Annotated in this window: 42 protein-coding genes and 2 tRNA genes; 2 read left to right on the top strand and 42 right to left on the bottom strand. The window is 43.9% G+C overall.

The genetic code is table 11. The annotated features are described in order from the left end of the window. Positions 1-91: 91 nt before the first annotated feature. From GB992_RS02495 to rpsJ, 39 genes are all read right to left on the bottom strand, one after another. Positions 92-352, bottom strand: coding sequence for a TetR family transcriptional regulator (locus GB992_RS02495; protein ID WP_161001060.1), 261 nt, complete (start codon positions 350-352; stop codon positions 92-94). A gap of 171 nt (positions 353-523) precedes the next feature. Next, positions 524-595, bottom strand: a tRNA-Gln gene (locus GB992_RS02490). 6 nt (positions 596-601) lie between these two features. Further along, a tRNA-Glu gene (locus tag GB992_RS02485) sits at positions 602-674 on the bottom strand. A 209-nt stretch (positions 675-883) separates the two neighbouring features. After that, entirely contained in the window at positions 884-1,276 is a 393-nt protein-coding gene (gene rpsI / locus GB992_RS02480) for a 30S ribosomal protein S9 (RefSeq protein WP_161001059.1), read from the bottom strand. A 13-nt stretch (positions 1,277-1,289) separates the two neighbouring features. After that, positions 1,290-1,733, bottom strand: coding sequence for a 50S ribosomal protein L13 (gene rplM / locus GB992_RS02475; protein ID WP_017262682.1), 444 nt, complete (start codon positions 1,731-1,733; stop codon positions 1,290-1,292). A gap of 108 nt (positions 1,734-1,841) precedes the next feature. Next, entirely contained in the window at positions 1,842-2,624 is a 783-nt protein-coding gene (gene truA, locus GB992_RS02470; RefSeq protein ID WP_161001058.1) for a tRNA pseudouridine(38-40) synthase TruA, read from the bottom strand. Positions 2,625-2,656: 32 nt separating this feature from the next. Then, positions 2,657-3,457, bottom strand: coding sequence for an energy-coupling factor transporter transmembrane component T family protein (locus tag GB992_RS02465; protein ID WP_017262680.1), 801 nt, complete (start codon positions 3,455-3,457; stop codon positions 2,657-2,659). Beyond that, positions 3,457-4,320: an energy-coupling factor ABC transporter ATP-binding protein gene (locus tag GB992_RS02460; protein WP_161001057.1), complete on the bottom strand. Its 864-nt coding sequence runs from the start codon at positions 4,318-4,320 to the stop codon at positions 3,457-3,459. The genes GB992_RS02465 and GB992_RS02460 overlap by 1 nt, the downstream gene beginning before the upstream one ends. Then, positions 4,296-5,138, bottom strand: coding sequence for an energy-coupling factor ABC transporter ATP-binding protein (locus tag GB992_RS02455; RefSeq protein ID WP_186337559.1), 843 nt, complete (start codon positions 5,136-5,138; stop codon positions 4,296-4,298). Before GB992_RS02455 ends, GB992_RS02460 begins: the two co-directional genes overlap by 25 nt. Next, positions 5,132-5,656, bottom strand: coding sequence for a hypothetical protein (locus GB992_RS02450; protein ID WP_161001055.1), 525 nt, complete (start codon positions 5,654-5,656; stop codon positions 5,132-5,134). Before GB992_RS02450 ends, GB992_RS02455 begins: the two co-directional genes overlap by 7 nt. A gap of 304 nt (positions 5,657-5,960) precedes the next feature. Next, complete coding sequence (gene rplQ / locus GB992_RS02445; RefSeq protein WP_017262676.1) at positions 5,961-6,344, bottom strand: 50S ribosomal protein L17; 384 nt, start codon at positions 6,342-6,344, stop codon at positions 5,961-5,963. 31 nt (positions 6,345-6,375) lie between these two features. Further along, complete coding sequence (locus tag GB992_RS02440; RefSeq protein ID WP_161001054.1) at positions 6,376-7,320, bottom strand: DNA-directed RNA polymerase subunit alpha; 945 nt, start codon at positions 7,318-7,320, stop codon at positions 6,376-6,378. 76 nt (positions 7,321-7,396) lie between these two features. Beyond that, positions 7,397-7,786, bottom strand: a complete 390-nt coding sequence (gene rpsK / locus GB992_RS02435; protein ID WP_017262674.1) for a 30S ribosomal protein S11 — start codon at positions 7,784-7,786, stop codon at positions 7,397-7,399. Between the two features lie 28 nt (positions 7,787-7,814). Further along, a complete protein-coding gene (rpsM, locus tag GB992_RS02430) occupies positions 7,815-8,180 on the bottom strand; it encodes a 30S ribosomal protein S13 (RefSeq protein WP_017262673.1) in 366 nt (121 codons plus the stop codon). A 24-nt stretch (positions 8,181-8,204) separates the two neighbouring features. Continuing rightward, positions 8,205-8,324, bottom strand: coding sequence for a 50S ribosomal protein L36 (gene rpmJ / locus GB992_RS02425; protein WP_081495882.1), 120 nt, complete (start codon positions 8,322-8,324; stop codon positions 8,205-8,207). A gap of 33 nt (positions 8,325-8,357) precedes the next feature. Continuing rightward, positions 8,358-8,573 carry a translation initiation factor IF-1 gene (infA, locus tag GB992_RS02420; protein ID WP_017262672.1) on the bottom strand — a complete coding sequence of 72 codons (216 nt, stop codon included), beginning with the start codon at positions 8,571-8,573 and terminating at the stop codon, positions 8,358-8,360. Positions 8,574-8,734: 161 nt separating this feature from the next. Then, positions 8,735-9,400: an adenylate kinase gene (locus GB992_RS02415; protein WP_161001053.1), complete on the bottom strand. Its 666-nt coding sequence runs from the start codon at positions 9,398-9,400 to the stop codon at positions 8,735-8,737. 2 nt (positions 9,401-9,402) lie between these two features. Beyond that, positions 9,403-10,740, bottom strand: coding sequence for a preprotein translocase subunit SecY (secY, locus tag GB992_RS02410; protein ID WP_161001052.1), 1,338 nt, complete (start codon positions 10,738-10,740; stop codon positions 9,403-9,405). Continuing rightward, positions 10,741-11,175 (bottom strand): 50S ribosomal protein L15, encoded by a 435-nt coding sequence (gene rplO, locus GB992_RS02405; RefSeq protein ID WP_017262669.1) that lies wholly within the window; start codon positions 11,173-11,175, stop codon positions 10,741-10,743. A 32-nt stretch (positions 11,176-11,207) separates the two neighbouring features. Next, positions 11,208-11,393 (bottom strand): 50S ribosomal protein L30, encoded by a 186-nt coding sequence (rpmD, locus tag GB992_RS02400; RefSeq protein WP_017262668.1) that lies wholly within the window; start codon positions 11,391-11,393, stop codon positions 11,208-11,210. Between the two features lie 13 nt (positions 11,394-11,406). Next, positions 11,407-11,907, bottom strand: a complete 501-nt coding sequence (rpsE, locus tag GB992_RS02395) for a 30S ribosomal protein S5 (RefSeq protein WP_017262667.1) — start codon at positions 11,905-11,907, stop codon at positions 11,407-11,409. Between the two features lie 18 nt (positions 11,908-11,925). Beyond that, the gene (gene rplR / locus GB992_RS02390) at positions 11,926-12,282 is read right to left on the bottom strand and encodes a 50S ribosomal protein L18 (protein ID WP_017262666.1); all 357 of its coding nucleotides are present in this window, start codon (positions 12,280-12,282) and stop codon (positions 11,926-11,928) included. An 80-nt stretch (positions 12,283-12,362) separates the two neighbouring features. Continuing rightward, the gene (gene rplF / locus GB992_RS02385; RefSeq protein ID WP_017262665.1) at positions 12,363-12,899 is read right to left on the bottom strand and encodes a 50S ribosomal protein L6; all 537 of its coding nucleotides are present in this window, start codon (positions 12,897-12,899) and stop codon (positions 12,363-12,365) included. Positions 12,900-12,928: 29 nt separating this feature from the next. Next, positions 12,929-13,327: a 30S ribosomal protein S8 gene (gene rpsH, locus GB992_RS02380; protein WP_017262664.1), complete on the bottom strand. Its 399-nt coding sequence runs from the start codon at positions 13,325-13,327 to the stop codon at positions 12,929-12,931. Positions 13,328-13,414: 87 nt separating this feature from the next. Continuing rightward, positions 13,415-13,600 carry a type Z 30S ribosomal protein S14 gene (locus GB992_RS02375; protein ID WP_017262663.1) on the bottom strand — a complete coding sequence of 62 codons (186 nt, stop codon included), beginning with the start codon at positions 13,598-13,600 and terminating at the stop codon, positions 13,415-13,417. Between the two features lie 17 nt (positions 13,601-13,617). Then, the gene (rplE, locus tag GB992_RS02370; RefSeq protein ID WP_161001051.1) at positions 13,618-14,160 is read right to left on the bottom strand and encodes a 50S ribosomal protein L5; all 543 of its coding nucleotides are present in this window, start codon (positions 14,158-14,160) and stop codon (positions 13,618-13,620) included. A gap of 27 nt (positions 14,161-14,187) precedes the next feature. Then, complete coding sequence (rplX, locus tag GB992_RS02365) at positions 14,188-14,496, bottom strand: 50S ribosomal protein L24 (RefSeq protein WP_017262661.1); 309 nt, start codon at positions 14,494-14,496, stop codon at positions 14,188-14,190. Between the two features lie 50 nt (positions 14,497-14,546). Then, on the bottom strand, positions 14,547-14,915 hold the full coding sequence (gene rplN, locus GB992_RS02360) for a 50S ribosomal protein L14 (protein ID WP_017262660.1): 369 nt from the start codon (positions 14,913-14,915) through the stop codon (positions 14,547-14,549). Between the two features lie 46 nt (positions 14,916-14,961). Next, a complete protein-coding gene (gene rpsQ / locus GB992_RS02355) occupies positions 14,962-15,225 on the bottom strand; it encodes a 30S ribosomal protein S17 (protein ID WP_017262659.1) in 264 nt (87 codons plus the stop codon). Positions 15,226-15,252: 27 nt separating this feature from the next. Then, positions 15,253-15,453 carry a 50S ribosomal protein L29 gene (rpmC, locus tag GB992_RS02350; RefSeq protein ID WP_017262658.1) on the bottom strand — a complete coding sequence of 67 codons (201 nt, stop codon included), beginning with the start codon at positions 15,451-15,453 and terminating at the stop codon, positions 15,253-15,255. A 2-nt stretch (positions 15,454-15,455) separates the two neighbouring features. Continuing rightward, a complete protein-coding gene (gene rplP / locus GB992_RS02345; RefSeq protein ID WP_161001050.1) occupies positions 15,456-15,884 on the bottom strand; it encodes a 50S ribosomal protein L16 in 429 nt (142 codons plus the stop codon). Positions 15,885-15,886: 2 nt separating this feature from the next. After that, on the bottom strand, positions 15,887-16,549 hold the full coding sequence (rpsC, locus tag GB992_RS02340; RefSeq protein ID WP_017262656.1) for a 30S ribosomal protein S3: 663 nt from the start codon (positions 16,547-16,549) through the stop codon (positions 15,887-15,889). Positions 16,550-16,561: 12 nt separating this feature from the next. Continuing rightward, positions 16,562-16,909, bottom strand: coding sequence for a 50S ribosomal protein L22 (gene rplV / locus GB992_RS02335; RefSeq protein ID WP_017262655.1), 348 nt, complete (start codon positions 16,907-16,909; stop codon positions 16,562-16,564). 16 nt (positions 16,910-16,925) lie between these two features. Beyond that, positions 16,926-17,204, bottom strand: coding sequence for a 30S ribosomal protein S19 (gene rpsS, locus GB992_RS02330; protein ID WP_017262654.1), 279 nt, complete (start codon positions 17,202-17,204; stop codon positions 16,926-16,928). Positions 17,205-17,289: 85 nt separating this feature from the next. After that, entirely contained in the window at positions 17,290-18,123 is an 834-nt protein-coding gene (gene rplB / locus GB992_RS02325) for a 50S ribosomal protein L2 (protein ID WP_017262653.1), read from the bottom strand. 85 nt (positions 18,124-18,208) lie between these two features. Then, entirely contained in the window at positions 18,209-18,496 is a 288-nt protein-coding gene (gene rplW, locus GB992_RS02320) for a 50S ribosomal protein L23 (RefSeq protein WP_017262652.1), read from the bottom strand. Continuing rightward, positions 18,496-19,122 (bottom strand): 50S ribosomal protein L4, encoded by a 627-nt coding sequence (gene rplD, locus GB992_RS02315; protein ID WP_161001049.1) that lies wholly within the window; start codon positions 19,120-19,122, stop codon positions 18,496-18,498. Before rplD ends, rplW begins: the two co-directional genes overlap by 1 nt. A gap of 26 nt (positions 19,123-19,148) precedes the next feature. Further along, a complete protein-coding gene (rplC, locus tag GB992_RS02310) occupies positions 19,149-19,808 on the bottom strand; it encodes a 50S ribosomal protein L3 (protein WP_161001048.1) in 660 nt (219 codons plus the stop codon). 68 nt (positions 19,809-19,876) lie between these two features. Beyond that, complete coding sequence (gene rpsJ / locus GB992_RS02305; protein ID WP_017262649.1) at positions 19,877-20,185, bottom strand: 30S ribosomal protein S10; 309 nt, start codon at positions 20,183-20,185, stop codon at positions 19,877-19,879. Between the two features lie 340 nt (positions 20,186-20,525). Here rpsJ and GB992_RS02300 point away from each other — a divergent pair, with 340 nt between their 5' ends. Together GB992_RS02300 and GB992_RS02295 are read left to right on the top strand one after the other, a co-directional pair. After that, entirely contained in the window at positions 20,526-21,092 is a 567-nt protein-coding gene (locus GB992_RS02300; RefSeq protein WP_161001047.1) for a cysteine hydrolase family protein, read from the top strand. Between the two features lie 161 nt (positions 21,093-21,253). After that, positions 21,254-22,675: a C69 family dipeptidase gene (locus tag GB992_RS02295; protein WP_161001046.1), complete on the top strand. Its 1,422-nt coding sequence runs from the start codon at positions 21,254-21,256 to the stop codon at positions 22,673-22,675. A gap of 279 nt (positions 22,676-22,954) precedes the next feature. Here GB992_RS02295 and fusA read toward each other — a convergent pair whose 3' ends face one another. From fusA to rpsL, 3 genes are all read right to left on the bottom strand, one after another. After that, positions 22,955-25,060 carry an elongation factor G gene (gene fusA, locus GB992_RS02290; protein WP_161001045.1) on the bottom strand — a complete coding sequence of 702 codons (2,106 nt, stop codon included), beginning with the start codon at positions 25,058-25,060 and terminating at the stop codon, positions 22,955-22,957. Positions 25,061-25,163: 103 nt separating this feature from the next. Next, positions 25,164-25,634 (bottom strand): 30S ribosomal protein S7, encoded by a 471-nt coding sequence (rpsG, locus tag GB992_RS02285; RefSeq protein WP_017262645.1) that lies wholly within the window; start codon positions 25,632-25,634, stop codon positions 25,164-25,166. 20 nt (positions 25,635-25,654) lie between these two features. After that, positions 25,655-26,068: a 30S ribosomal protein S12 gene (rpsL, locus tag GB992_RS02280; protein WP_017262644.1), complete on the bottom strand. Its 414-nt coding sequence runs from the start codon at positions 26,066-26,068 to the stop codon at positions 25,655-25,657. Positions 26,069-26,162 lie beyond the last annotated feature (94 nt).

Here is a 26,162-nt window from a genome sequence, read left to right as displayed (position 1 = left end):
TAATCAGAGACCACTTAAAATACTTGACTGGCAAACACCTTATCAGATCATGCTGACAAATTTGTCCAAAAATTCGGATTAAATTTGCAATCTACCTAACATCTAAGTATCTAAATACACTTAAATATCTTGCTTTCCACTCACTTAATAATATTTGTTCTGGAATTAAATCCCTGGCCTCGTTAAAGAAAAGATATTGTAAACAATCGAATTTATCTTGAAAATGATAATAAAAAGTCTGTCGATTAACGCCACTGTCTAAAACAATTTGTTTTACCGCAATTTCATCAAATGACCGAGTTTGTAGCAATGTTTTTAATGATTTCGCAAGCGCTTCCTTAGCTGTTTTCATGCCTTGTCTCCCATCTTTTAAAATCTAATTACATGATGTTCCACAAACTCATTTTTCTGTATAGACATAACGCGGGATATGTATAAACAAAGGCAGAAAGAAAAAAACATACCAACGACGCCCCATTAAAACTCAAAAATCTTAACAGGGCGTATTAGTATGTTTGCAAACTTGGGATAGCTGGATTCGAACCAGCGCATGACGGAGTCAAAGTCCGTTGCCTTACCGCTTGGCTATATCCCAATAAAATGACCCGTATGGGACTCGAACCCATGTCACCGCCGTGAAAGGGCGGTGTCTTAAACCGCTTGACTAACGGGTCTTATTTAAATCACATTGTTAATATAAAACACAATCTTGGGGTGAACCATAGACAAATTAGTCAAACTGATAAAAATAAAAAAAGACTCTCAACTTTTTCTACTAAATTCTATAGAAAAGTTGAAAACCTTCATTGATTAACATGATCTGCAAAAAAAGAACCCGCCAATTGGCAGGTTCTTTTTGAATCCAAAGTCGATAATGATAAGATTAACGCTTTGAGAATTGTGAAGCTTTACGGGCCTTTTTAAGACCGGGCTTCTTCCGTTCTTTCATCCGAGCATCACGGGTCAAAAGACCTGCGCCCTTCAAAGCTGAACGGAAATCAGGGTCAACCGTCAGTAAAGCACGGGCAATACCGTGACGAGTGGCACCGGCTTGACCGGAGAAGCCACCACCATTGACGTTAACCATAACATCGTAATTACCAGTCGTTTCTGTTGCAGCAAATGGTTGAACAACCACTTCACGCAAGTTAGCGAATGGAATGTAGTCTTCAATATCCTTACCATTCATGGTAATTTTACCAGTACCGGGAACTAAGCGAACCCGAGCAACTGAGTTTTTCCGACGACCTGTGCCGGCGTATTGAACAGTAGCCAATGTGATTTCCCCCTTAGATTAATTTAGTAATATCCAAAACTTCTGGCTGTTGTGCAGCTTGATCATGTTGGTCACCTGCATAAACGTGAAGCTTAAGCAGTTGTTTGTGACCAAGCGTACCTGCTGGCAACATGCCCTTAACGGAAGTTTCAATCAACCGAATTGGGTTTTCATCACGAAAGTTACCTGCAGTGCGTGACTTCAAACCACCTGGATGGTTTGAGTGGTGATAGTAAATCTTGTTTGTGGCTTTCTTACCAGTCAAGCCTACTTTTGAAGCATTAAGAACAATGACAAAGTCACCCGTATCCACATTAGGGGTAAATGTTGGCTTGTTCTTGCCTCGAAGAATAGAAGCAACGACTGAACTTAAGCGTCCCAAAGGAACGTCTGTGGCGTCAACCACGTACCATTTACGGTCTACTTCACCTGGTTTTGCTAAATATGTTGTACGCACGGTATTTTCCTCCAATTTCTTGTCTGTTTGACACTCGATAAAACTTTCCGGGGCTTATCGTGGGGCAAACAATACCAAGTAATAGTGTACTGTCCTGCCCCTCATAAGTCAATTGTTATTTTCATCTGAAACGTGTTTGTCATACAGCACAGATTCCAGATACAAACCGCTAGCCGGTGCCGTTTCACGCGCTTCTTCGCGATCTTTAGCCGCCATCACTCGTGGAATGTCATTAACCGGCCGACGCCCATTACCAATTTGTAACAACAATGCTACCATAATCCGAACTTGATTATAGAGAAAACCACTGCCATAAAAATCAAACACAAATTCATGATCTTCAGGACGCTCGTGAACTTGAATATCATAAATCATTCGTATATTTGACTTAGCTTGGCTACCTGAAGCCACAAAACTGGTGAAATCATGCTCACCAATCAAATCACGGCTCGCCGTCTGCATCCTGTCGAGTTTTAACGGATATTTATAGTGTCCAGTATAGTTCCGTTTGAATGGATCGACAAATGGCGTATTGGAAACAATATAACGATAACGCTTACCATGCGTTGAAAAACGGGCATGAAACGTATCATCAACCTCTTCAACACTCACCACTGCCATATCAAGCGGAAACATACTATTGAGCGCTAATCGTAAATTAGGAGCTGGAATTGGCTTGGGCAAATCAAAGTGGATCACCTGCCCGTGAGCATGTACCCCAGCATCTGTTCTCCCCGATCCAAATACCTGAATGGCTGGGTGAGGATTTTTCGCAATCTGGTTTACCACTTTCGTTAATACAGATTCAACGGTCCGCTGATGAGGCTGCACCTGAAAGCCGGCAAAATCAGTACCGTCATATTCAATAACAACTTTGTAGCGTTGACTCATTACCGACCTCCCTAATTTTTCTAGAAAAACTCTTACATGTGACGCAACACGACGAGAACAACATTTAACACAAGAATGACAACAACTGCTATCGTGTCGGCGTTATGCCACTTCAATACGCGGTAACGCGTGCGGTTTGTGGCTCCTTGATAACCACGTGACTCCATGGCCGTCGCTAAGTCGTCGGCTCGTCCAATAGCCCCGACAAAAAGCGGAATCAACAATGGAACAATCGCCCTCAAACGCTTGATTAAACCACCATTATTAAACTCCACCCCACGTGCACGTTGCGCATTCATAATTGTCTGCGCTTCATCCAATAACGTCGGTACAAACCGAAGCGCCACAGAGAGCATAAGAGCCGTTTGAGCCACTGGGAAGTGAATAACCCGCAGCGGCCGCAAAAGCGCTTCTACGCCGTCCGCAATCGCTAATGGCGCCGTCGTCAACGTGAGCACCGTTGCCATCGTTATAATTAACAGAAAACGTAAGAAAACTGCTGTAGACGTTTGAATCCCCGTTGAAGTAATCATTAAAATACCCCAATGCCAGTAAATGTGTCCGCCTGGTGTAAACAATAATTGCAAAATTGCCGTAAACACAATCAACCAAATCAGTGGACCAATACCACGCACAAAATAGCTGAAACTCAGTCCTGTTAAAAAGATAACGCCGCCAATAAAGGCAAACATTAGCACATAAGTTAACCAATTTGTGGTTAAAAAGGCGATCACAATAAAATAACAAGCCAACACCAACTTAGCTCGTGGATCTAACCGATGTAACCATGAATGGCCGGGAATATAACGTCCGAGCGTAAGTTGCTCAAGCATTAACGTCCCTCCTTCGGTAACTGACCACGCAACTGTATTGCCAGTTGTTCAGCCGTTAACGGCAACGAGTCAAACTCAAAGCCACGAGTCACTAAGTGTTGCGCAAAATTAGCAGCTGTTGGTAACGCCAATTGCTGTGCTTTTACCCATTCAGGATCGGCAAAAATTTCAGCAGGTGTGCCTGCCTTAATCAAATTACTATGTGCCATCACTAGCGCCTGATCCGCATAGTCAGCAACATCATCCATTTGGTGCGTAACTAAGATAACCGTCAGGTGTTGGTCAGCCTTTAACTTAGCAAACATGGCCATCATTTCGGCTCGTCCGCGTGGGTCTAACCCGGCCGTTGGCTCATCTAAAACGAGCACGCGCGGTTGACTGGCCAAGACACCAGCAATGGCAACGCGCCGCATCTGTCCACCAGACAACTCAAATGGTGACCGTTTTAGCAACTCATCCGGTAGCCCAACGTCATGAGCCGCCTGATGTGCCAAACTCATTGCCTCTTCATTAGTAAAACCAAAGTTAAGGGGACCAAACGCGATGTCACGCTCCACCGTTTGGTCAAATAATTGATTCTCAGGGAATTGAAACACCATCCCAACATGTTGATGAAGTGACTTTAGGTGTTTATTTGTTGTTTTGGCAGTTAACTGAAAATCATCCACCGTAACCGTGCCACTGGTGGGTTTAAGTAAACCATTTAAGTGCTGAACAAGTGTACTTTTGCCACTCCCTGTATGACCAATAATCGCAGTAAACGATTCACTAGGAACGGTGAAACTAACATCGCTTAACCCGACCGCCTCAAACGGCGAGTTGGGCTGGTACATATAGTTTACATGGTCAAATGTGATTGCCATAACCAATCCTCCAACTCGTCATCTGTTAGGTACTGTTTTGGGGTGACTAGTCCTTGTTTAGCCAATTGTTGGCTCAATTTTGTGCTAAACGGTAAGTCTAGCCCTGTGGACTCAAGTAATTGTTCGTCACTGAAAATAGCGCGCGGTGTCCCTTCACTAATCAACTGACCGTTATCCATGACTAGCAATCGTTGTGCTTGTGCGGCCTCACTTAAATCATGAGTGATTGATAAAATGGTCGGTGCTTGATTAGAACGACGTAGATGCTGCAATACAGACAACACCGTCTGCCGTCCGTGAGGATCCAGCATGCTAGTTGCCTCATCCAATACAATAATACTGGGGTTCATCGCAATGATTCCGGCTAGGGCAACCCGTTGCTTTTGCCCACCTGACAAACGGCTAGGCTCGCGTTCTGCAAATTGCCACATATCGACGGCTTCTAAAGCCTCTTGAACACGTTTTTGCATCTCAGGACGTGGTACCCCCGCATTTTCCAAGCCAAAGGCCACATCATCGGCCACCGTCGCTCCAACAAACTGGTTGTCTGGATTCTGAAACACCATGCCAATGTGTTCGCGAACCAGCCAAACCGATTCTGGTGACAATTTTGTTCCGGCTACAGTAACTGTCCCCGATTTAAAATCGATAAGGCCATCCAAAGCGCGAACCAACGTACTCTTACCACTTCCATTATGGCCAACGATAGCCACCCATTCTCCGGCATTGATCTCAAAAGAAATGTGATTTAATGTTGGCCGGTCTGCATCGGGATATTGATAAGATAAATCGTCAACTGAAATGATCTTTGTCACGATGTTCCCCCACTTCCTGCCGTATTGGCATGGTTGTTAATTTTAAACTGGTGTTGTTCGCCGGTATGTGCGGCATGAATCAGACGCCCCATATAATTTTTATATAACTGGAAACACTGTTTATTACCGTGTTTTAAAGACAGTTTAGCGACATTAGGTTCTTTAAGCAGTGCCGTATTCCAGCGGGTAATATCGGTCGCCGTCGCTGGATTATTCAATCCAAACTGATCAAGTTGATTAAAAGCGACATTAACAAGTTGTCCGTGTTTATCCACGTTAACAACGGCGAACACACGATACCCATCAACATAATGACTTTCACTCAACGTGTACGCGCCAGGTTTAAATGCCTCTTTAGGCAATACTTTGGCCGCTCGCTCACTTAGCCGACGCAAACGTGATTCATGTTCTTCGTGACGCCTTTGAGCGTTAATAGTCGTAATAGCGGTCGCCCCGAGTGCAAGCACTGCCAGTAGAACAACTACAAGACCTGTAATTAACTTTGCATGTTTCGTTTGCACTCAGTCTTCACCTCATTATAAAACGAATAATACCGCACTATTTTAGCGAAAACTAGACCAATACGCAAGCAACGCTGAAACCACTAGTAAACTCGTGTAATCAATTAATTCTATGTACAAAAAAATCACTTAGCATCACGGCACGAGTAAAAAACTCATTCAAGCTAGACTGGGCGAACGCGATCGCCATCATCATAACGCTTTATACCATTGACACTAGTGATTATTTTGAATATTCAAATACTAAATACATCCGTCGATATATTTAGGGTAGCTATTCAGACTACCATTGAACAGATAATGATTAGTCGACGAATTCCAAGATAACCATTTGCGCAGCATCGCCACGACGAGGCATAGTCTTGTACATCCGAGTATAACCACCATTACGTTCAGCAAACTTAGGTGCTAAGTCATCAAATAACTTTTGCAATGCAGTTTGCGCTTTAACGTTGTCACCGTCTTCTTTGACATCTGCAACAACGTCACGAACGAAAGCAGCTGCTTCACGACGAGCATGCAAGTCGCCTTGCTTACCCCAAGTAATCATTTGATCTGTAGTCTTACGAACTTCCTTGGCGCGTGCTTCGGTTGTTTCGATCCGACCATTAACAATCAAACTGGTTGTTAAATCGCGTAACAAAGCTTTACGTTGTGAACTAGTACGTTGTAATTTACGGTAGCCCATGCTTGAACCCTCCTTTTGTTGATAAGTCCGACTAGTCTTCTTGTTTCAAAGAAAGACCTAAGCCAGCCAATTTTGCCTTAACTTCTTCAAGTGACTTACGACCAAGGTTACGAACCTTCATCATGTCGGCTTCAGTACGATCCGTCAACTCTTGAACCGTGTTGATACCAGCACGCTTCAAACAGTTGTATGAACGAACAGACAAGTCTAACTCTTCGATGGTCATTTCGAGCATCTTTTCCTTGTGTGTTTCTTCCTTTTCGACCATGATTTCGGCATTCTTAGCCGTATCTGTCAAATCAACAAACATTGCAAGGTGTTCAGTTAGAATCTTCGCAGCGAGACTAATTGCTTCACTAGGCGTAATTGAACCGTCAGTCCAAACGTCTAATGTCAGCTTGTCATAGTCATCACGTTGACCAACACGAGTGTTTTCAACCTGGTAGTTGACACGTTCGATTGGGGTATAAATGGAATCGATTGGTAATACACCAATTGGCATATCATCCTGACGAGCTTTGTTTTCATCAGCTGAAACGTATCCACGGCCCTTGTTTGCAGTTAAGTGCATGTGGAAAGTGGCACCGTCTGCTACCGTGCAGATGTAAAGATCAGGGTTCATAACTTCAACATCAGCATCCGTTTGAATATCACCAGCAGTGACAGTCGCAGGACCCTTAACGTCGATGTCCATTCCCTTTTCTTCATCGGTCGCCATCTTCAAAGAAACCTTTTTCATATTCAAGATGATTTGTGTAACATCTTCAACAACGCCCTCAACAGTTGAGAACTCGTGAAGTACATCATCGATTTGAATACTGGTGACAGCAGCACCAGGCAAAGATGAAAGCAAAATCCGACGTAACGAATTTCCTAATGTTGTTCCGTAACCACGTTCAAGTGGTTCAACGATGAACTTCCCATAGTTGTTACTTTCATCGATTTTGTGAATATTTGGCTTTTCAAATTCGATCATTCTTTTGTTTACCCCTTTCAAAACTCGTCTTGTTAATTAATGAATGTTCATCACTCCAAATAAGTGATGTCATCAATTAAACACGACGACGCTTTGGAGGACGAGATCCGTTATGCGGCACTGGTGTGACGTCACGAATAGCCGTAACTTCTAGACCAGTTGATTGCAAAGCACGGATAGCTGCTTCACGACCGGAACCTGGGCCTTTAACGGCAACTTCAACCGTCTTCATGCCATGTTCCATAGAGCCTTTAGCTGCGGCTTCAGCGGCCATTTGTGCAGCGAAAGGAGTGGATTTACGACTACCACGGAAACCAAGAGCACCAGCTGAAGACCAAGCAACAGCGTTCCCTTGAACGTCAGTAATCATAACTAAAGTGTTGTTAAACGTTGAGTGAATATGTGCAACACCTGACTCGATGTTCTTTTTCACACGACGCTTACGCGATGTTTTTCTACCTGCCATAAGAAATGCTAACCTCCTTTATCTTGAATTACTTCTTCTTACCAGCAATTGATTTAGCTGGGCCTTTACGAGTCCGTGCGTTGTTCTTAGTGTGTTGTCCACGCACTGGTAAACCACGACGGTGACGCATGCCTCGGTATGAACCAATTTCTTGTAAGTTCTTGATGTTTAAGCTAACTTCACGGCGAAGATCTCCTTCAACCTTGTAGTTATCAACAATTGCACGAATCTTATCTTCGTCTTCTGGAGCCAAGTCCCGAACACGAACGTCTTCGCTAACACCAGCTTCAGCCAAAATCTTTTGAGCTGAAGTATTACCGATTCCGAAAATGTAAGTTAAACCGATCACGATCCGTTTGTCACGTGGTAAGTCAACACCTGCAATACGAGCCATAACAATTACCTCCTTTTATATGAATTATTTACCTTGACGTTGCTTGTGCTTTGGGTTTGCTGAGCAAATCACCATAACACGGCCGTTACGTTTGATAACACGGCAGTGTTCGCACATTGGTTTAACTGATGGTCTTACTTTCATGATATTTCCTCCAGAATTATGAGGCCTTAGGTATTACTTGAAACGGTACGTAATCCGACCCTTTGTTAAGTCATAAGGTGACATTTCAACAGTTACCTTATCACCAGGTAAAATACGAATGTAATGCATCCGAATCTTACCCGACACATGAGCCAAGATTTCGTGACCGTTTTCAAGTTCTACTTTAAACATTGCATTAGGCAACGTTTCTTTAACAGTACCTTCGATTTCAATTACGTCACTAGCCAAGCAGGTTTACCTCCCTTGTAAAAAAGTATTTTATAAATACGGTGGCGTCGAACGACGGAAAAACGGCGAAAACCACCGTTTCCACCCTCTTTACAAAAACATTGCGCAAACCATACCAAGAGAGTTTATCACATTCTTAAAGGGACTGCAAACACTACACTCTAGTCGTTAACTGACTGAAGAACGTCAGCAACATCTTTGAAGACGAGGTCAATGTCCCGATCGCCGTTAATGGTGTGCAGAACATTTTGATTCTTATAGTAATCAACCAGTGGCGTGTTCATCTTAATGTTCACAGCCAAACGATTCTTAACCGTTTCAGGCTTGTCATCGTCACGTTGATAGAAATCATGCGATCCACAAACATCACAGGTTCCTTCAACCTTGGTCGGGTTACTAATGCGGTTATAGGTTGCGCCACATGCACGGCAAATGTACCGTGCAGATAAGCGATCAACTAACACCGATGGTTCAACGTCGATATTAATCACGGCGTCCAAGTGACGATCAGAGTCAGCCAACATTTTATCTAAAGCGGCTGCCTGATCTAAGTTCCGTGGATACCCATCCAACATGAAGCCGTTCGTTAAAACGTCCTGTTGGCTGAGACGGTCACGAACAATACCGTTCGTGACTTCATCGGGAACCAATTCACCCTTATCAATGTAAGCTTTAGCAGCAAGTCCCATTTCAGTCTTGTTAGCCATTGCCTCGCGGAAAATATCCCCCGTTGAAATGTGCGGTACTTGATATTTTTCGTCGATCTTTTGTGCTTGCGTACCTTTACCAGCACCAGGCAAGCCCATCAGAATCAAATTGAATGCCATGATTAATCCTCCTGTTTTTCTGTTCCATGTGCTTCAAGCGCATCATCTTGGATGAAACCAACATATTGTCGTTTCATCATTAAGCCGTCCAATTGACGAATAATGTCAATGGCAACCCCAACAACGATCAGTAATGACGTACCACCAAGACCAATGGATTCGTCTAAGCCCCAGATATCACTGGCCAACAGTGGTACTAAGGCAACTAATCCAAGGAACAATGAGCCGACAGTACTTAAACGCATGAGCAAATGAGAAACATAGCTTTGTGTGTCTTTACCAGGCCAAACACTTGGAATATAACTACCTTGTTTTTGTAAATTCTCTGACAATTTCTCAGGATTAACCTGAACAAAAGCATAGAAGAATGTAAACAAGACGATTAATACAGTGTAAAGAATGGCACCTTCAGTTGTTTGCATATTGAAGATACGAGACATCACTTGGTACCAGTTATCCGCACCATGACTCTTTTGGAACGCCAACAGAATTGACTGAGGCGTCGAAATCAAAGAACTAGCGAAGATAACTGGAATAACACCGGCAACGTTAACTTTCAAAGGCAGGTAACTGCCAGATCCAGAAGTGGTTGCACGACGCGTATATTGAATCGGAATCCGCCGCTCAGCCTGTTGTACCCACGTTACAGCAACGATTATCACGATAACTAGAACGAGAACAGCAACGATGAACAGGATGCCCTGCCACATTTGGCCTTTGGAGGCGTCAGTGACGTTTTCTTGCCATAATTGACGAACACCAACTGGGGTGCGCGCAATGATTCCGGCAAAAATAATCATTGAAACACCATTTCCTAGCCCACGCTGAGTAATCATATCACCCAGCCAAGTAGCAAACATTGTTCCAGCAGTGAGCAAAATTCCAATCATAATGAACGTTTGTGCATTTGGTGTCTTGATCAAATGCATGGAAGCTAAGACGTTAAAACCAGCTGTGATACCGATTGATTGAACAAAGGCTAACACAATCGTTAGATAACGTGTCGCCTGGTTCAACTTACGCCGACCTACATCACCTTGTTTACTCCATTCAACAAACCGCGGCACAATATCCATTTGGAGTAATTGAACAACAATTTGAGCAGTAACAAACGGGGAAACCCCCATTGCAAACAAGGAATAGTTTGTCAAACCACCACCGGAAAAGATGTTCATTACATTAACAAGCCCGGAGCTTGCCACTGCTTGTAAAGCATGCGCATCAACTCCGGGAACGGTAATATAACAGCCTAACCGATAGACAATTAAGACAAACAAGGTAAAGAAGATCTTATTTCGGATTTCACGACTCTTAAAAGCATTCGAAATCGTCGAGATCAACTAGATCACCTCAGTCTTACCGCCGGCTGCTTCAATTGCAGCTACAGCTGCGTTTGAGAATTTGTTAGCGTGGACTGTCAACTTCTTAGTAACTTCACCGTTACCAAGAACCTTAACGCCACTCTTTTCGTTCTTCACTAAACCTGCTTCAACTAAGGTAGTTGGTGTAACATCAGCACCTTCATCAAAACTGTTTAAGGAAGCCAAGTTAACGATGGCGTATTCCTTACGGTTAATGTTAGTGAAACCGCGTTTTGGAATACGACGGTACAGAGGCATTTGACCCCCTTCAAAACCGACACGTGTCTTACTACGAGCCTTTTGACCCTTTTGACCACGACCGGAAGTTTTACCGTTCCCGGCTGATGTACCGCGACCGCGGCGCATACGTGCTTTACGAGAACCTTCGCTTGGTTGTAATTCGTTCAACTTCATTAGGTTGGCACCTCCTTACGCTAGAAATGTGATTACTTAACTTCTTCAACTGTGACTAAGTGCGCGATCTTAGCGATGGCACCGCGTGTTGCTTCGTTGTTAGGACGTACGACCGTGCTGTTAACACGACCTAAGCCTAAACCATACGCAACATTACGAACCTTGGGCTTCTGGTGAACGGCACTTTTCACTAAAGTAACTTTTACTTGATTAGCCATGAGTTTCGTCCTCCTATTCAGCTAAGTGTTCTACAGACACACCACGCAAGGCAGCAACGTCTTCGGCACGCTTTAATTCCTTAAGTCCTTCAAAGGTGGCACGCACAACGTTAATCGGTGTGCTTTCACCAAGAGACTTACTTGTAACGTCGGCAACACCGGCAAGTTCCATGACGGCACGAACGGCACCACCAGCAGCAACACCAGAACCTTCAACGGCTGGCTTAAGCATAACCTTTGATCCTGAGTAAATACCCAGCACTTCGTGAGGCAATGTTGAACCAACAACTGGAACTTTGATTAAGTTCTTGTGTGCAGCTTCAACAGCCTTACGAATAGCTTCTGGAACTTCTTGAGCCTTACCAGTACCAAAGCCAACGTGACCATTGTGGTCACCAACGACGACTAAGGCAGCAAAACGAAGACGACGACCACCCTTAACAACTTTCGTAATCCGGTTGATGGAAACGACGTTATCTTCTAAATCTAACTTACTTGGGTCGATAAAAGCCATTTGGTTATTCCTCCTTCTCTAGAATTTAAGTCCGTTTTCACGAGCGGCTTCAGCCAAAGCTTCTACCCGACCATGATATAAGTAACCGCCACGATCGAAGACAACATCAGTAATCTTCTTTTCGTTAGCGCGTTTAGCAACTAGTTCACCAACAGAAGCAGCTTTTTCTGTCTTGCTAGTTCCTTTAACATCTTTATCTAGTGTTGAGGCACTTGCCAGCGTCACACCCGCTACGTCATCAATTACTTGCGCGTAGATGTTTGAATTAGAACGATAAACGTTCAAGCGTGGGCGCTGCGCAGTACCAGAAATCTTGCCACGAACGCGCGCATGGCGGCGTTGACGTGTTTTATTCTTATCTGGTTTAGAAATCACAACAATTCACCTCATATTTTATTCGCAGTGAATACGTGCACTGCGACACGATAGTGGCAAACAAAGAAGTAGACAAAAGTCTACTTACCAGTTTTACCTTCCTTACGACGAACATATTCGCCTTCGTAACGAATACCTTTACCCTTATAAGGCTCTGGTGGACGGATACCACGGATTTCAGCAGCAAAGTCACCGACTTGTTGCTTAGAAATACCTGATAAAACAACAGTAGTGTTGTCAGGTACTTCAACCGTAACACCTTTACGGCCATCGAATTCAACAGGGTTTGAGTAACCAACACTCATGATCAGCTTAGTGCCTTGCAATTGTGCACGGTACCCAACACCGACTAACTTCAATGTCTTTTTGAAACCATCTGTAACACCTTCAACCATGTTGGCGAAGTTGGCACGAGTAGTTCCGTGAACGGCCTTTGTTTTGTTGTTATCGTCAGGACGATCAAACGAAACTTCAGTACCGTCTACTTTCATTGTGATCATGTCAGAGAACGTCCGGGTTAATTCACCTTTAGGTCCTTTAACAGTCACATCGTTACCGTTTTGCTTAACTTCTACCCCAGCGGGTAAAGTTACAACTTTATAACCAATACGACTCACGTTTTACACCTCCGATCGATTCTAAATGATTACCAAACGTAAGCGAGCACTTCGCCGCCCACGTCTTTTTGACGTGCTTCTTTATCGGTGATCACACCTTCAGACGTAGAGATGATTGCAATCCCTAAACCGTTCAAAACCTTAGGAACTGAATCGGCCTTTACGTATGAACGTAAACCAGGCTTGGAAATCCGCTTTAAGCCAGAGATGACACGTTCGCCATCCTTACCGTACTTAAGAAATACACGGATAATGCCTTGCTTGTCGTCGTCAATGTATTCAACATCGCGAATGAAACCTTCGTTTTTCAAGATTTCAGCAATGTCGTGTTTAATCTTTGATGCAGGAACTTCAACTGAATCGTGACGAACCATGTTGGCGTTACGAATCCGAGTTAAAAAGTCTGCAATCGGGTCAGTCATAGACATCGATATTTGCCTCCTTTTAGTATCGATAAAATCAATAAAACGACTTGAAAGGAATCCAAATCGAATTTACTCAGTAAAGACCGAAGTCTACCAACTAGCTTTCTTCATGCCAGGAATTTGACCCTTGTGGGCTAATTCACGCATGCAGAGACGGCATAGATGGAACTTACGATAAACTGAGTGCGGACGTCCACAACGTTCACAACGTGTGTAAGCTTGCGTTGAGAACTTAGCTGGGCGTTGGCTTTTTACAACCATTGATTTCTTTGCCATGTTTGTGGAACCTCCTATTACTTAGTAAATGGCATCCCAAGTTGGGCAAGCAACTCGTGGGATTCCTCATCAGTGTTAGCAGTGGTTACGATAACAATATCCAAACCACGAACCCGGTTAACGTTGTCGTAATTGATTTCAGGGAAGATCAGTTGTTCACGAACACCCAAGGTGTAGTTCCCACGTCCATCAAATGAACGGTTAGAAACACCATGGAAGTCACGAACACGTGGCAATGACACATTGATCAACTTGTCTAAAAAGTCATACATCCGTTCACCGCGCAAAGTTACCTTAGCACCAATGGACATTCCTTCACGAAGATGGAAACCGGCAATTGACTTCTTGGCCTTTGTGATAACTGGTTTTTGACCAGCAATAAGGGTCATTTCATTAACGGCTTCGTCCAAGTTCTTTGAGTTAGTGGTTGCATCACCAACCCCCATGTTCAGCACAATCTTGTCGATGTGTGGGGCTTGCATGCTTGAACTGTAGTTGAATTTTTCGATTAAGGAAGGTTTGATTTCCTTTTCGTATCGTTCTTTCAAACGGTTAGTCATTCTAAGATATTCCTCCTTTCCCTAAAATTAAGCGATTGTATTGCCAGTCTTCTTGGCAACGCGAACCTTTTTACCATCTTCAACTTTAAAACCAACACGCGTTGGCTTCTTAGTTGATGGGTCAATTAACATTACGTTAGATACGTGGATTGGCGCTTCAACATCAACGATTCCACCTTGTGGGTATTCGTTGTTTGGCTTCTGGTGTTTCTTCACCATGTTGATGCCTTCCACGACGACGCGGTCTGACTTGGCTAAGGTTGCCTTTACGGCACCTTCCTTACCCTTGTCCTTACCGGCGATTACGCGAACTTGATCTCCAGTTTTTAAGAACATTCTGCTGTGCACCTCCCGTTCAACTTATGCATCCAGCTTGATTACTTTGATTACAGAACTTCAGGTGCTAACGAAACGATCCGCATGAAGTTACCTTCACGAAGTTCACGCGCAACTGGTCCAAAGATACGAGTACCACGAGGGCTCTTGTCATCTGAGATAATAACAGCTGCGTTGTCGTCAAACTTAATGTATGAGCCATCAGTACGGTGCATACCGGATACAGTCCGAACGATAACAGCTTTAACAACGTCACCCTTTTTTACAACGCCACCTGGTGTTGCTTGTTTAACAGTAGCAACAATAATGTCACCAATGTTGGCTGACTTACGAGTGGAACCACCCAAGATCTTGATTGTCAAGATTTCACGGGCACCAGAGTTATCAGCGACCTTTAAACGACTTTCTTGTTGAATCACGGTTTTATCCTCCTTCCGCAGCTAATTAGAATACGTAGAAATGGTGTTACAGGATGACAGCCTTTTCAACGACATTCAATAGGCGGAAGTGCTTGGTCTTTGACAAAGGCCGAGTTTCCATAATCCGTACGATATCGCCAGTCTTGGCTTCGTTGTTGTCATCTTGCGCAACGAACTTCTTGGTGTATTTAACCCGCTTACCATAAACTGGGTGGGTCTTGTAAGTATCGATTGCGACGATGATCGTCTTGTCGTTCTTGTCAGAAACCACGTGGCCTTGGTAAACCTTACGTGCGTTACGTTCAGTCATAGGTTAAGTTCTCCTTTCGTATTCTAATTATTTGCTTTGGCTTAATTCTTGTTGACGGAGAGCCGTCTTCAACCGGGCGATGTTCTTACGAACCTGCTTTAAACGAGCGGTGTTTTCTAATTGACCAGTAGCCAATTGGAAACGTAAGTTGAACAATTCGTCCTTGTAGCCCTTTTCTTTATCAATCATTTCAGCAGTGGTTAATTTACTAATATCAGTCATTTTCATAATTATTCGCCACCTACTTCTGCTTCTTCTCGTGAGACGATTTTCGTCTTAACGGGCAGTTTGTGGCTAGCCAAACGTAAAGCTTCGTGCGCAACTTCAGAAGAAACGCCACCCACTTCAAACATAACCTTGCCACGCTTTACAGGAGATACCCAACCTTCAGGTGCCCCTTTCCCGTTACCCATACGAACACCAACACCTTTAGAAGTGTAGGACTTATGAGGGAAAATCTTGATCCAAACTTTACCACCACGCTTCATGTAACGGTTCATGGCAACACGAGCCGCTTCAATCTGGCGGTTAGAAACCCATGATGAAGTGATAGCTTGCAAACCGTAGTCGCCAAATGCAACTGTCTTGCCGCCCTTGGCTTCACCACGCATGTGACCGCGGAATTCCCGACGGTGCTTTACACGTTTAGGTACCAGCATGATTATTTCCCTCCTCGTTGAGTATTTGCTGACTTCTTGGCAGGAAGAACTTCACCACGGTAAATCCAGGTTTTAACACCCAGCATACCGTAAGTAGTCCGTGCTTCGTCCCAAGAATAGTCAATGTCCGCACGCAATGTATGCAACGGAACAGTTCCTTCTGAGTAACGTTCTTTACGGGCAATGTCAGCACCGTTTAAACGGCCTGAAACCATTGCTTTAATTCCGTGTGCACCAGAACGCATAGTGCGTTGGATAGCACCACGCATAGCGCGACGGAAAGCAACACGTTGCTCTAATTGCTTGGCAATTGAATCCCCAACTAAATGAGCATCCAAGTCAGGCTTCTTGATTTCAATGATGTTGATGTGTACTTGCTTGCCAGTTAGGCTGTTAAGTTCCTTACGGAGCTTTTCAACTTCTGACCCACCTTTACCGATAACCATCCCAGGCTTAGCAGTGTGAATGGATAATACCACTCGACCAGCAGCCCGTTCGATTTCAACGGTTGAAACAGATGCGTCGGCAAGTCTTTGATCGATAAACTTACGGATTTTAACGTCTTCGATTAACCAAGTTGCGTAATCTTTGTCAGCATACCACTTGGCTTCCCAATCGCGGATAACTCCGACACGAAATCCGTTTGGATTTACTTTTTGACCCACACTTGTTCCCTCCTACTTTTCAGATACGACTACTGTGATATGACTAGTCCGCTTGTTAATTGGTGATGCGGAACCTTTAGCCCGAGGACGGAACCGCTTAAGGGTTGGTCCTTCATTAGCAAATGCTTCAGATACAACTAAGTCGGCTCGATCTAAGTCGAAGTTGTTTTCAGCATTGGCAACAGCAGACTTCAATACTTTTTCTACGTCTTCGGCAGCACCGCGAGGCGTGAATTTTAAAATGGCAAATGCTTCGTTAACGCTCTTGCCGCGAATAAGGTCAACAACTAGGCGAACCTTACGAGCAGCGACACGAACAGTCTTTGCAGTTGCTTTTGCAGATGTAACTTGTTCAGCCATTGTTCAGTCCTCCTAATTATTTACTAGTAACCTTGTCGGCACCAGCGTGTCCGCGGAAAGTCCGCGTTGGAACAAATTCGCCAAGCTTGTGACCAACCATGTCATCAGAGATGAACACTGGGACATGCTTCCGTCCGTCATAAACAGCGATAGTGTATCCGATGAAGCTAGGGAAAATCGTTGAACGACGTGACCAAGTTTTGATCACTGTCTTCTTTTCAGAATCAGCTTGTGCAGCGATTTTCTTCAGCAGATGTTCATCGGCGAAAGGTCCTTTTTTAAGACTACGACCCATCGTGTGGCCTCCTCTCTTGTTAGCTATTAGCTAACGCGTTCGTGTGTTTAACAACTAATGTCGTATATGCATTGAATAAGAAAGATTACTTCTTCCGACGGTCACGCACAATAAGCTTGTTAGAACGAGCCTTGTGGTTACGAGTCTTCTTACCAGCAGTCTTCTTACCCCATGGTGACATTGGCGATGGACGGCCGACTGGGGCTTTACCTTCACCACCACCATGTGGGTGATCGTTAGGGTTCATAACTGACCCACGAACATGTGGACGTTGACCAGCATAACGCTTACGACCCGCTTTACCTAAGTTAATCAATTCGTGTTGTTCGTTACCAACCGCACCAACAGTAGCACGACCAGCAGCAAGAACCATACGAACTTCGCCAGAGGCCAAACGAACTAAGGCATACTTGCCTTCCTTACCCAACAACTGAGCAGATGCACCAGCTGAACGAGCAATTTGGCCACCTTTACCAGGCTTTAATTCAATGTTATGGATAACAGTACCAACTGGAATGTTAGTTAATGGCAATGCATTACCAACTTTGATATCTGCTTCAGGGCCTGATTCAACAACAGTGCCAACTTCTAGCCCCTTAGGTGCTAAGATGTATGACTTTGTTCCATCCTCATAAACTAGTAAAGCAATGTTAGCGGTCCGGTTTGGATCGTATTCAATAGCCTTAACAGTTGCCTTGTAATCGTCTTTAATACGCTTAAAGTCGATAATCCGGTAAGCACGCTTTGTACCACCGCCACGATGACGAACAGTCATGTGGCCTTGGTTGTTACGGCCTGCACGGTGACTTTGTGATTCCAATAACGACTTTTCAGGGGTCGTTTTAGTGATTTCACTAAAGTCGGAACCGGTCATGTTACGACGACCGTTAGTGGTTGGTTTATAACTCTTAATACCCACTATACTTTCCTCCTAATTTTTCGTGCCGTGATTGGTTGTCCCTTGTGAGGAGCCGTATCATCATCGGCGCATAGATTGAAGAAGACTATTCTTCGTTGAATAACTTAATTTCCTTTGAGTCTGCACTCAAAGTAACGATTGCCTTACGACGCTTCTTAGTGTAACCACTGTAACGTCCTTGGCGCTTAAGGTGTCCCTTAACGTTCATTACGTTAAGCTTGATTACCTTAACATCGAAGATTTCTTCGATGGCGCTCTTGATTTGCGTCTTGGTTGCGCGAGTATCAACATCAAACGTATAACGCTTGTCATCGATATCAGCCATTGAAGACTCAGTCACAACTGGGCGTAAAATCACATCACGTGCTTCCATTATGCGAGCACCTCCTCTACCTGAGAAAGAGCAGATTGCGTAATCACCATCTTGTCGTTGTTAACAACATCCAAAACATTAACGCCCTTAGCAGTCAAAACAGTGACATTAGCTAAGTTACGTGCAGACAATGCTGCGTTTTCGTTGTCATCTTCAACCACAACAAGGGTCTTTTCAGCAACTTTCAGGTTGTCTAAAACAGTGGCAAATTCAGCAGTCTTTGGTGCTTTAAAATCTAAAGCATCAACGACAACCAAGGCTTTGTCCAAGACCTTTTGTGATAAGACAGACTTCATGGCAAGTTGACGCGCTTTTTGTGGCAACTTGTAAGCGTATGAACGTGGAGTTGGTCCGAAGACAACACCACCGCCACGCCATTGTGGTGACCGGATCGACCCTTGACGAGCACGACCAGTACCTTTTTGACGCCATGGTTTCTTACCACCACCACGTACAGCACTACGGTTTTTAACCGCGTGAGTACCCTGATGCATTGAGGCACGTTGCATCAATACAGCATCGGTGATGACATTATTGTTAGGTTCGATACCAAACACAGCATCATTTAAATCAACTGTGCCTGACTTCTTACCATCTTGCTTGAATAAATCAACGCTGGTAGTCATAGCTATTAATCCTCCCTTCCCTTATATTATTTTTCGCTGTGGCGGTTGTTTTTCTTCAAACCGGCCTTAACAGAACTTTTAATTGTAACAAATGATTTGTTAGCACCTGGCACATTACCTTTGATCAACAACACGTTGTTGTCTAAGTCTGCACGGACAATCTTCAGGTTTTGCATGGTTACCTTGTGGTTACCCATACGTCCTGGAAGTGGCTTGCCTTTGAAGACACGGTTAATGATGGCACCCATTGAACCTGGGCGACGGTGGTAACGAGACCCATGGGCCATTGGTCCACGTGATTGGCCATCCTTATGGATGTTACCTTGATACCCATGCCCTTTAGTGATTCCGGTAACGTCGACTGCTTCGCCTTCTGCGAAGACGTCTGCTTTAAGCTCGTCACCGACTTTCGTCTCTCCAAACTCAACATTCCGAATTTCACGAACGAAGCGCTTAGGAGCCGTTTTTGCTGCTGCTACATGACCTTGCTCGGGCTTGTTAGACAAAACTTCACGTTTGTCATCGAAACCTAACTGAATTGCGTTGTAACCATCGTTTTCAACAGTCTTAACCTGCAATACTACGTTAGGTGTTACATCGATAACTGAAACAGCAACTAATTCGCCATTTTCAGTGAAGACTTGCGTCATCCCGACCTTTTTCCCTAAGATTCCTTTAGTGGTCATGAGTACACCTCCGATATAATGTATTTTTACCGTCAAATTAATGATCGGTTTAGAACGAAGAAATCAAATTATAATTTGATTTCGATATCAACACCGCTTGGCAATTCAAGCTTGGTCAATGAATCAACTGTTTTAGCAGTTGGGTTGACAATGTCGATTAAACGCTTATGAGTCCGAATTTCGAACTGTTCACGTGATTTCTTAAACTTATGTGGTGAACGTAACACCGTGAAAAGTGTCCGTTCAGTTGGTAACGGAATTGGACCTGAAATTTCAGCACCAGTCCGTTTTGCCGTTTCCACGATCTTGTCAGCTGACTGATCAAGGATACGGTGCTCATAAGCCTTTAAGCGAATCCGAATTTTCTTACTTGCCATATTTGTTCCCTCCTAACGTCTATTTTTTAGAAATAGGCTAGCTCCGTGAAAATTACCGCCACACCTCCGTGGCAAAGCGGCCGGGTGTGTCGCAACCTTTCACATCAATGCTCGCTTGTTGTTGCGCGATTTAAAGGGCAAAGTTGTCCCTTGTCTCGCACAAGCACCTATCTACTATACCAACCTAAGCCCGTAATGGCAAGGTTTTATTTACGTTTGTTAATTTCGTTTTGATTACAAAACGAAATTTTCTATTTAATCTGCGCGTAAATTTTATCAAATCTACATCTTTTTATCTATAATAAACTCAATCACGCGTACTCAAAATTGGAGGCAAACTATGACACAAATGGATTTTGGCAAACAAGCATTACTGATTATTGATTACACAAATGACTTTGTCGCTACTAAAGGTGCCCTGACTACTGGTAAACCCGGTCAAAACATTGAATCTAACATTTTAACGCTCGCACAACAATTTCTTCAAAACGGTGACTACGTCATTCTCCCAACTGATTTGCATGACGGTGTCGACCCTTACCATCCAGAAACCAAACTATTCCCGCCACATAACTTAAAGGATACATGGGGACGCGAGTTATACGGTGAGTTGGCATCATGGTATCAGTCACATAAGGATGATGACCACGTTTATTATTTCGACAAAAATCGCTATAGCGCATTTGCCAACACTAACTTAGATAACTTTTTACGCAGCCGTCGCATCACCAATCTTCATCTTGCCGGTGTCTGCACAGATATTTGTGTATTGCACACAGCTGTCGATGCCTACAACTTGGATTACCAATTGACTATTCACAAAGACGCTGTTGCCTCTTTCGATCCCGTTGGTCACGCTTGGGCTTTGAAACACTTCGAAAACACACTTGGTGCAACGATTGTTTAGTGTTAAAAACGCGCGTACCTGATCTGTTTCTACTATATATTGTGCGAACCAATTAGCGACATTATTTGTCCGACACCGCGGAGCAGATGAGCAAGTGTTATAGTGAAGGAGAATGTCGGCCAAATATCATCAAGCTGATAATTAACCATGGAGGTTTTATTATGTCGCTTTCTGAATTAAGTACGTGTACTACTATTCTGGTTGGTAAGAATGCCAGTTACGATGGCTCAACATTAATTGCTCGTAACGAAGATACTGGCACGGCTGCCGATCCTAAAAAGTTCGTTGTCGTCAAACCTGAAGACCAACCTCGCGAATACCAGGCTAAAATGAGTCAGTTTAGCATTACGCTGCCTGACAATCCTTTACGCTACACCGCTATTCCTAACGCAGTGGACAAACAGGGCATTTGGGGTGAAGCTGGTATCAACAGTGATAATGTCGCAATGAGTGCTACCGAAACCATTACCACGAACGAACGTATCTTAGGGGCTGACCCACTAACTAAAGCTGGTGTGGGCGAAGAGGATCTTCTAACTGTCACCCTCCCTTATATTCACAGCGCGCGTGAAGGCGTTGAGCGTGTCGGTAAAATTTTAAAGACACATGGCACTTATGAATCAAACGGAATTATTTTCTCTGACGCAAATGAAATTTGGTATATGGAAACTGCTGGTGGTCATCACTGGGTTGCGCAACGGATCCCGGACGATGCTTACGTTGTTGCCCCTAACCAAACGGGTATTCAAGAAGTTAACTTTGCAGATTCAACTAATTTTATGTTTGCGGACGACTTACAAACCTTCGTTGAGGAGAACCACCTTAATCTCGGTGATCATTTTAACTTCCGTGAGATTTTCGGGTCACATTCTCAACTTGACCATCACTACAATACGCCACGGGCTTGGTACGCACAGCGATACTTCAACCACGCAGCAACCCAGGACAAAACACCAATGAGCGACGACCTTCCGTTTATTACTCATGCTGATCACAAAATAACTATTGAAGACATCAAGTTTGTCCTCAGCTCACATTATCAGGATACCCCCTACGATCCGTTCGCTCTGGGTGCAACTAAAGAAACAGCTCCTTACCGACCAATCGGGATCAACCGGACACAAGAATTGAGTGTTCTTCAAATTCGGCCAAACGTACCTGCCGAGCGCGCCGCAATCCAATGGGTGGCTTTATCTGCCAATCCATTTAACACACTGGTTCCGTTTTTCACAAATGTTAATGATACGCCAGCAAGTTACCGTGATACGACTGCTGTGGTCGACAGTAAAAATGCCTATTGGGCAAATCGGCTAATTGCGGTTCTGGCTGCCGACCACTTTCAGGCCACGATAAGCGATGTTGAAAGTTATCAGGAGAAGACATTAGGTTACGGTCACCAACGCGTGCACGAAATTGATACAGCTAATGCTCAATTAAGCGATGCCGCATTGACAGATGCGCTAACAGCGGCTAACGAAAAAACTACCGACCATATTATGACGCAAACATCCGAGTTACTAAGTAAAGTTCTTGGAACCGCTGGTAACCTGGTTCCCGGCACATTTACGAGGGATAACTATTAGTCACCGCTCAAAAATTGAACGGCGAATTTACAATTGAAATGCAACACAAAGTAAAAAAATAAACCCATACCGGGTAGAATATGTTTAACGACCAAATCAAACAATTCGAGGTATCCGAAGCAGTTAAATCAACGTCCTCGCAAAGTGTTAAACTATGAAACCCCATATGAAGTATTTTTTGACAAACCGTTGCACTTAGTTTGACAATTCACCACTAACAAAAAAGCGACACCTAGCAGATTTGCTAGATGTCGCTTTTTAATGTCAACTAAATGACAATTAGTCTTCAGGATGGCTGTTGTTGCCGCCATTCTTCTTGATAATTTCTTCTTGAACTGACTTAGGAACAGCTGAGTAGTGATCAAATGTCATCGTAAATGTCCCACGACCTTGTGTTGCTGAACGCAATGTTGTAGCATAACCAAACATTTCAGCCAATGGAACAAATGCATGAACTTCTTGTGCATTCCCACGAGCTTCCATACCATCAACAGTACCACGACGAGCAGTTACATGACCCATAACATCACCAAGGTTGTCTTCTGGTGCAACAATATCAACCTTCATGATTGGTTCCAAGATAACTGGGGCAGCCTTCTTGGCAGCTTCACGTAATGCCAGAGAAGCGGCGATCTTAAATGCAGCTTCTGAAGAATCGACATCATGGTAACTACCATCGTAAAGCTTAGCCTTAACGTCAACTACTGGGTAACCGGCAACCATACCATTGGCCATGGATTCTTGTAACCCTTTGTCAACTGAAGGAATGTATTCACGAGGAACAACCCCACCGACAATGGCGTCTTCGAATTCGTAACCCTTACCAGTTTCGTTAGGTGTGAATTCAATCCAAACATCACCATATTGACCTTTACCACCAGACTGACGAATGAAACGACCCTCAACCTGAGCAGACTTCGTAATCGTTTCACGGTAAGCAACCTGAGGTGCACCAACAGTAGCTTCAACCTTAAATTCACGCTTCATCCGGTCAACTAAGATGTCCAGTTGAAGTTCACCCATACCAGAAATCAAAGTTTCACCAGTTTCAGAGTTCGTTTCAGCACGGAAACTAGGGTCTTCTTCAGACAGCTTTTGTAAGGCATTGTTCATCTTGTCTTGGTCAGCCTTTGTCTTAGGTTCAACGGCAACCTGAATAACTGGTTCAGGGAAGACCATTGATTCCAAGTGCAATGGATGATCAACATCAGTCAAAGAGTCACCAGTTGTGGTGTTCTTCAAACCGATGGCAGCAGCGATATCACCAGAAAAGACTTCTGGAATTTCGTTTTGCTGGTTTGAATGCATTTGTAGCAAACGACCAACACGTTCACGTTTGTCCTTAGTAGCGTTCAAAACATATGAACCGGATTCCAAAGTACCCGTGTAAACACGAATGAATGTTAAACGACCAACGTAAGGGTCAGTAGCAACCTTAAATGCTAAGGCAGCGAAGTTCTTGTCGTCACCGGCAATAAGATCTTCTTCTTCATCAGTATCTGGGTTAACGGCCGTGTAAGGCTTAACATCAAGTGGTGATGGTAAGTAGTCCACAACAGCATCCATTAACATCTGAACACCCTTGTTCTTGTAAGCAGAACCTGCAAGAACTGGGAAGAATTCGTTTGCCAAAGTAGCACGACGGATACCAGCCTTTAATTCTTCCTTGCTGATTTCTTCACCGTTAAGGTATTTTTCCATCAATTCGTCATCGGATTCAGCAACAGCTTCAACCAATGCATCACGACGCTTTTGAGCTTCTTCAACATACTGTTCAGGAATATCAACAGTATCCCATTCAGTCCCAAGGGCATCTTCATCGTACAAGTCAGCCTTCATTTCGATCAGGTCAATAACCCCTTCGAAATCGTCTTCAGCACCGATTGGCATCTGAACGGCGTGAGCGTTAGCTTGTAAACGGTCACCTAATGAGTCAACAGAGAAATCAAAGTCAGCACCTAACTTATCCATCTTATTAACGAACACGATACGGGGAACGTTATAAGTGGAAGCCTGACGCCAAACAGTTTCAGTCTGTGGTTCAACACCAGCCTGGGCATCAAGGACGGCAATCGCACCATCTAGCACACGCAAGGAACGTTCAACTTCCATTGTGAAGTCCACGTGTCCTGGTGTATCGATAATGTTGATTCGGTGGTTCTTCCATTGCGCTGTTGTAGCAGCAGACGTAATGGTAATCCCACGTTCTTGTTCTTGAGCCATCCAGTCCATTTGTGAAGCACCATCATGTGTTTCACCAATCTTGTGAATTTTACCAGTATAGTAAAGAATCCGTTCAGTTAACGTGGTTTTACCGGCATCGATATGGGCCATGATCCCGATATTACGTGTTTTTTCGAGTGGAAATTCACGTTTGTTAGCCATTATTTTCTCCTTTAAATTAGCTTATGCAATGCTTAAATCCCAAAAATGACACCACATGTAGATGGGTGTCATAGGGAGCCACCGACCAAACAGTCGGTTGTTTTTACCAGCGGTAATGTGCGAAGGCACGGTTGGCTTCAGCCATCCGGTGAGTGTCTTCACGCTTCTTAACAGAAGCACCGGTGTTGTTGGCAGCATCCATGATTTCACGAGCTAAACGTTCAGTCATGGTGTGTTCCCCACGTAACCGTGAGTATTGAACTAACCAACGTAAGCCCAAAGTGCTACGACGTTCTGGACGAACTTCGATTGGCACTTGATAGTTAGACCCACCAACACGGCGAGCCTTAACTTCCATAACAGGCATGATGTTGTTCATTGCTTCTTCAAATACTTCCAACGGTTCATTACCGGTTGTTTCTTTAATTTGATCAAAGGCATCATATAAAATCGTTGATGCAGTTCCCCGCTTACCGTCTAACATCAAGCGGTTGATTAAACGGGTAACCAGCTTTGAGTTGTAAATTGGATCAGGTAGCACTTCACGTGCTGGAATATGTCCTTTACGAGCCATCGTTTATCTTCCTTTCTTGATTAAGCCTTAGGCTTCTTAGTACCGTACTTAGAACGGCTTTGTTTCCGGTCAGTAACACCGGCAGTATCCAGAGCACCACGAATAATGTGGTAACGAACCCCAGGTAAATCCTTAACACGGCCACCACGGATAAGAACAACACTATGTTCTTGTAGGTTATGACCAATACCAGGAATATAAGCGGTAACTTCAATCAAGTTGGATAAACGCACACGGGCGTATTTCCGCAAAGCTGAGTTAGGCTTCTTTGGTGTCATAGTACCGACACGAGTTGCAACCCCACGTTTTTGAGGAGCAGCGTTGTTAGTTTGTTCTTTCTTGTAACTGTTGTACCCGAAGTTTAATGCTGGGGCATCTGATTTTGACGTTTTAGACTTACGACCACTACGAACGAGTTGGTTAATCGTTGGCATCTAAATGTCCTCCTTCCGATTCTTTGTTTTAGTTTAAGTCCACACATCCAGGCGGTTCTTTTTAAGTTATAAAAAAAGAAAAACCCAAATCTGT

Source organism: Furfurilactobacillus milii, from assembly GCF_009863985.1.
In the GTDB taxonomy this organism is placed as follows: Bacteria; Bacillota; Bacilli; order Lactobacillales; family Lactobacillaceae; genus Furfurilactobacillus; species Furfurilactobacillus milii_A.
The sequence above is the reverse complement of the archived record's forward strand: the minus strand, read 5'-3'. Positions and strand labels throughout refer to the sequence as shown.

Excerpts from the sequence above, each read along its gene's own strand:
- GB992_RS02460 (WP_161001057.1), bottom strand. The coding sequence starts at position 4,320 with ATGGCAATCACATTTGACCATGTAAACTATATGTACCAGCCCAACTCG.
- GB992_RS02465 (WP_017262680.1), bottom strand. The coding sequence starts at position 3,457 with ATGCTTGAGCAACTTACGCTCGGACGTTATATTCCCGGCCATTCATGG.
- rpsH (WP_017262664.1), bottom strand. The coding sequence starts at position 13,327 with ATGTCTATGACTGACCCGATTGCAGACTTTTTAACTCGGATTCGTAAC.
- rpmC (WP_017262658.1), bottom strand. The coding sequence starts at position 15,453 with ATGAAAATGACTGATATTAGTAAATTAACCACTGCTGAAATGATTGAT.
- GB992_RS02300 (WP_161001047.1), top strand. The coding sequence starts at position 20,526 with ATGACACAAATGGATTTTGGCAAACAAGCATTACTGATTATTGATTAC.
- rplV (WP_017262655.1), bottom strand. The coding sequence starts at position 16,909 with ATGGCTGAACAAGTTACATCTGCAAAAGCAACTGCAAAGACTGTTCGT.
- GB992_RS02295 (WP_161001046.1), top strand. The coding sequence starts at position 21,254 with ATGTCGCTTTCTGAATTAAGTACGTGTACTACTATTCTGGTTGGTAAG.
- rpsG (WP_017262645.1), bottom strand. The coding sequence starts at position 25,634 with ATGGCTCGTAAAGGACATATTCCAGCACGTGAAGTGCTACCTGATCCA.
- rplC (WP_161001048.1), bottom strand. The coding sequence starts at position 19,808 with ATGACCACTAAAGGAATCTTAGGGAAAAAGGTCGGGATGACGCAAGTC.
- rpsS (WP_017262654.1), bottom strand. The coding sequence starts at position 17,204 with ATGGGTCGTAGTCTTAAAAAAGGACCTTTCGCCGATGAACATCTGCTG.
- rpsK (WP_017262674.1), bottom strand. The coding sequence starts at position 7,786 with ATGGCAGGTAGAAAAACATCGCGTAAGCGTCGTGTGAAAAAGAACATC.
- fusA (WP_161001045.1), bottom strand. The coding sequence starts at position 25,060 with ATGGCTAACAAACGTGAATTTCCACTCGAAAAAACACGTAATATCGGG.
- rplX (WP_017262661.1), bottom strand. The coding sequence starts at position 14,496 with ATGTTCTTAAAAACTGGAGATCAAGTTCGCGTAATCGCCGGTAAGGAC.
- truA (WP_161001058.1), bottom strand. The coding sequence starts at position 2,624 with ATGAGTCAACGCTACAAAGTTGTTATTGAATATGACGGTACTGATTTT.
- rpmD (WP_017262668.1), bottom strand. The coding sequence starts at position 11,393 with ATGGCTAATCAAGTAAAAGTTACTTTAGTGAAAAGTGCCGTTCACCAG.
- rpsE (WP_017262667.1), bottom strand. The coding sequence starts at position 11,907 with ATGGCTTTTATCGACCCAAGTAAGTTAGATTTAGAAGATAACGTCGTT.
- rpsQ (WP_017262659.1), bottom strand. The coding sequence starts at position 15,225 with ATGACTGAACGTAACGCACGTAAGGTTTACCAAGGCCACGTGGTTTCT.
- rplP (WP_161001050.1), bottom strand. The coding sequence starts at position 15,884 with ATGCTGGTACCTAAACGTGTAAAGCACCGTCGGGAATTCCGCGGTCAC.
- rpsM (WP_017262673.1), bottom strand. The coding sequence starts at position 8,180 with ATGGCTCGTATTGCAGGTGTTGACTTACCACGTGACAAACGGATCGTG.
- rplO (WP_017262669.1), bottom strand. The coding sequence starts at position 11,175 with ATGAAGTTGAACGAATTACAACCAAGCGAAGGTTCTCGTAAAGCACGT.
- rpmJ (WP_081495882.1), bottom strand. The coding sequence starts at position 8,324 with ATGAAAGTAAGACCATCAGTTAAACCAATGTGCGAACACTGCCGTGTT.
- rpsL (WP_017262644.1), bottom strand. The coding sequence starts at position 26,068 with ATGCCAACGATTAACCAACTCGTTCGTAGTGGTCGTAAGTCTAAAACG.
- rplE (WP_161001051.1), bottom strand. The coding sequence starts at position 14,160 with ATGACTAACCGTTTGAAAGAACGATACGAAAAGGAAATCAAACCTTCC.
- rplQ (WP_017262676.1), bottom strand. The coding sequence starts at position 6,344 with ATGGGCTACCGTAAATTACAACGTACTAGTTCACAACGTAAAGCTTTG.
- rpsJ (WP_017262649.1), bottom strand. The coding sequence starts at position 20,185 with ATGGCAAGTAAGAAAATTCGGATTCGCTTAAAGGCTTATGAGCACCGT.
- GB992_RS02440 (WP_161001054.1), bottom strand. The coding sequence starts at position 7,320 with ATGATCGAATTTGAAAAGCCAAATATTCACAAAATCGATGAAAGTAAC.
- GB992_RS02415 (WP_161001053.1), bottom strand. The coding sequence starts at position 9,400 with ATGGCATTCAATTTGATTCTGATGGGCTTGCCTGGTGCTGGTAAAGGT.
- rplW (WP_017262652.1), bottom strand. The coding sequence starts at position 18,496 with ATGGAAGCACGTGATGTGATTTTACGCCCAGTTGTGACTGAGTCTTCA.
- GB992_RS02495 (WP_161001060.1), bottom strand. The coding sequence starts at position 352 with ATGAAAACAGCTAAGGAAGCGCTTGCGAAATCATTAAAAACATTGCTA.
- rplD (WP_161001049.1), bottom strand. The coding sequence starts at position 19,122 with ATGACTACCAGCGTTGATTTATTCAAGCAAGATGGTAAGAAGTCAGGC.
- GB992_RS02375 (WP_017262663.1), bottom strand. The coding sequence starts at position 13,600 with ATGGCAAAGAAATCAATGGTTGTAAAAAGCCAACGCCCAGCTAAGTTC.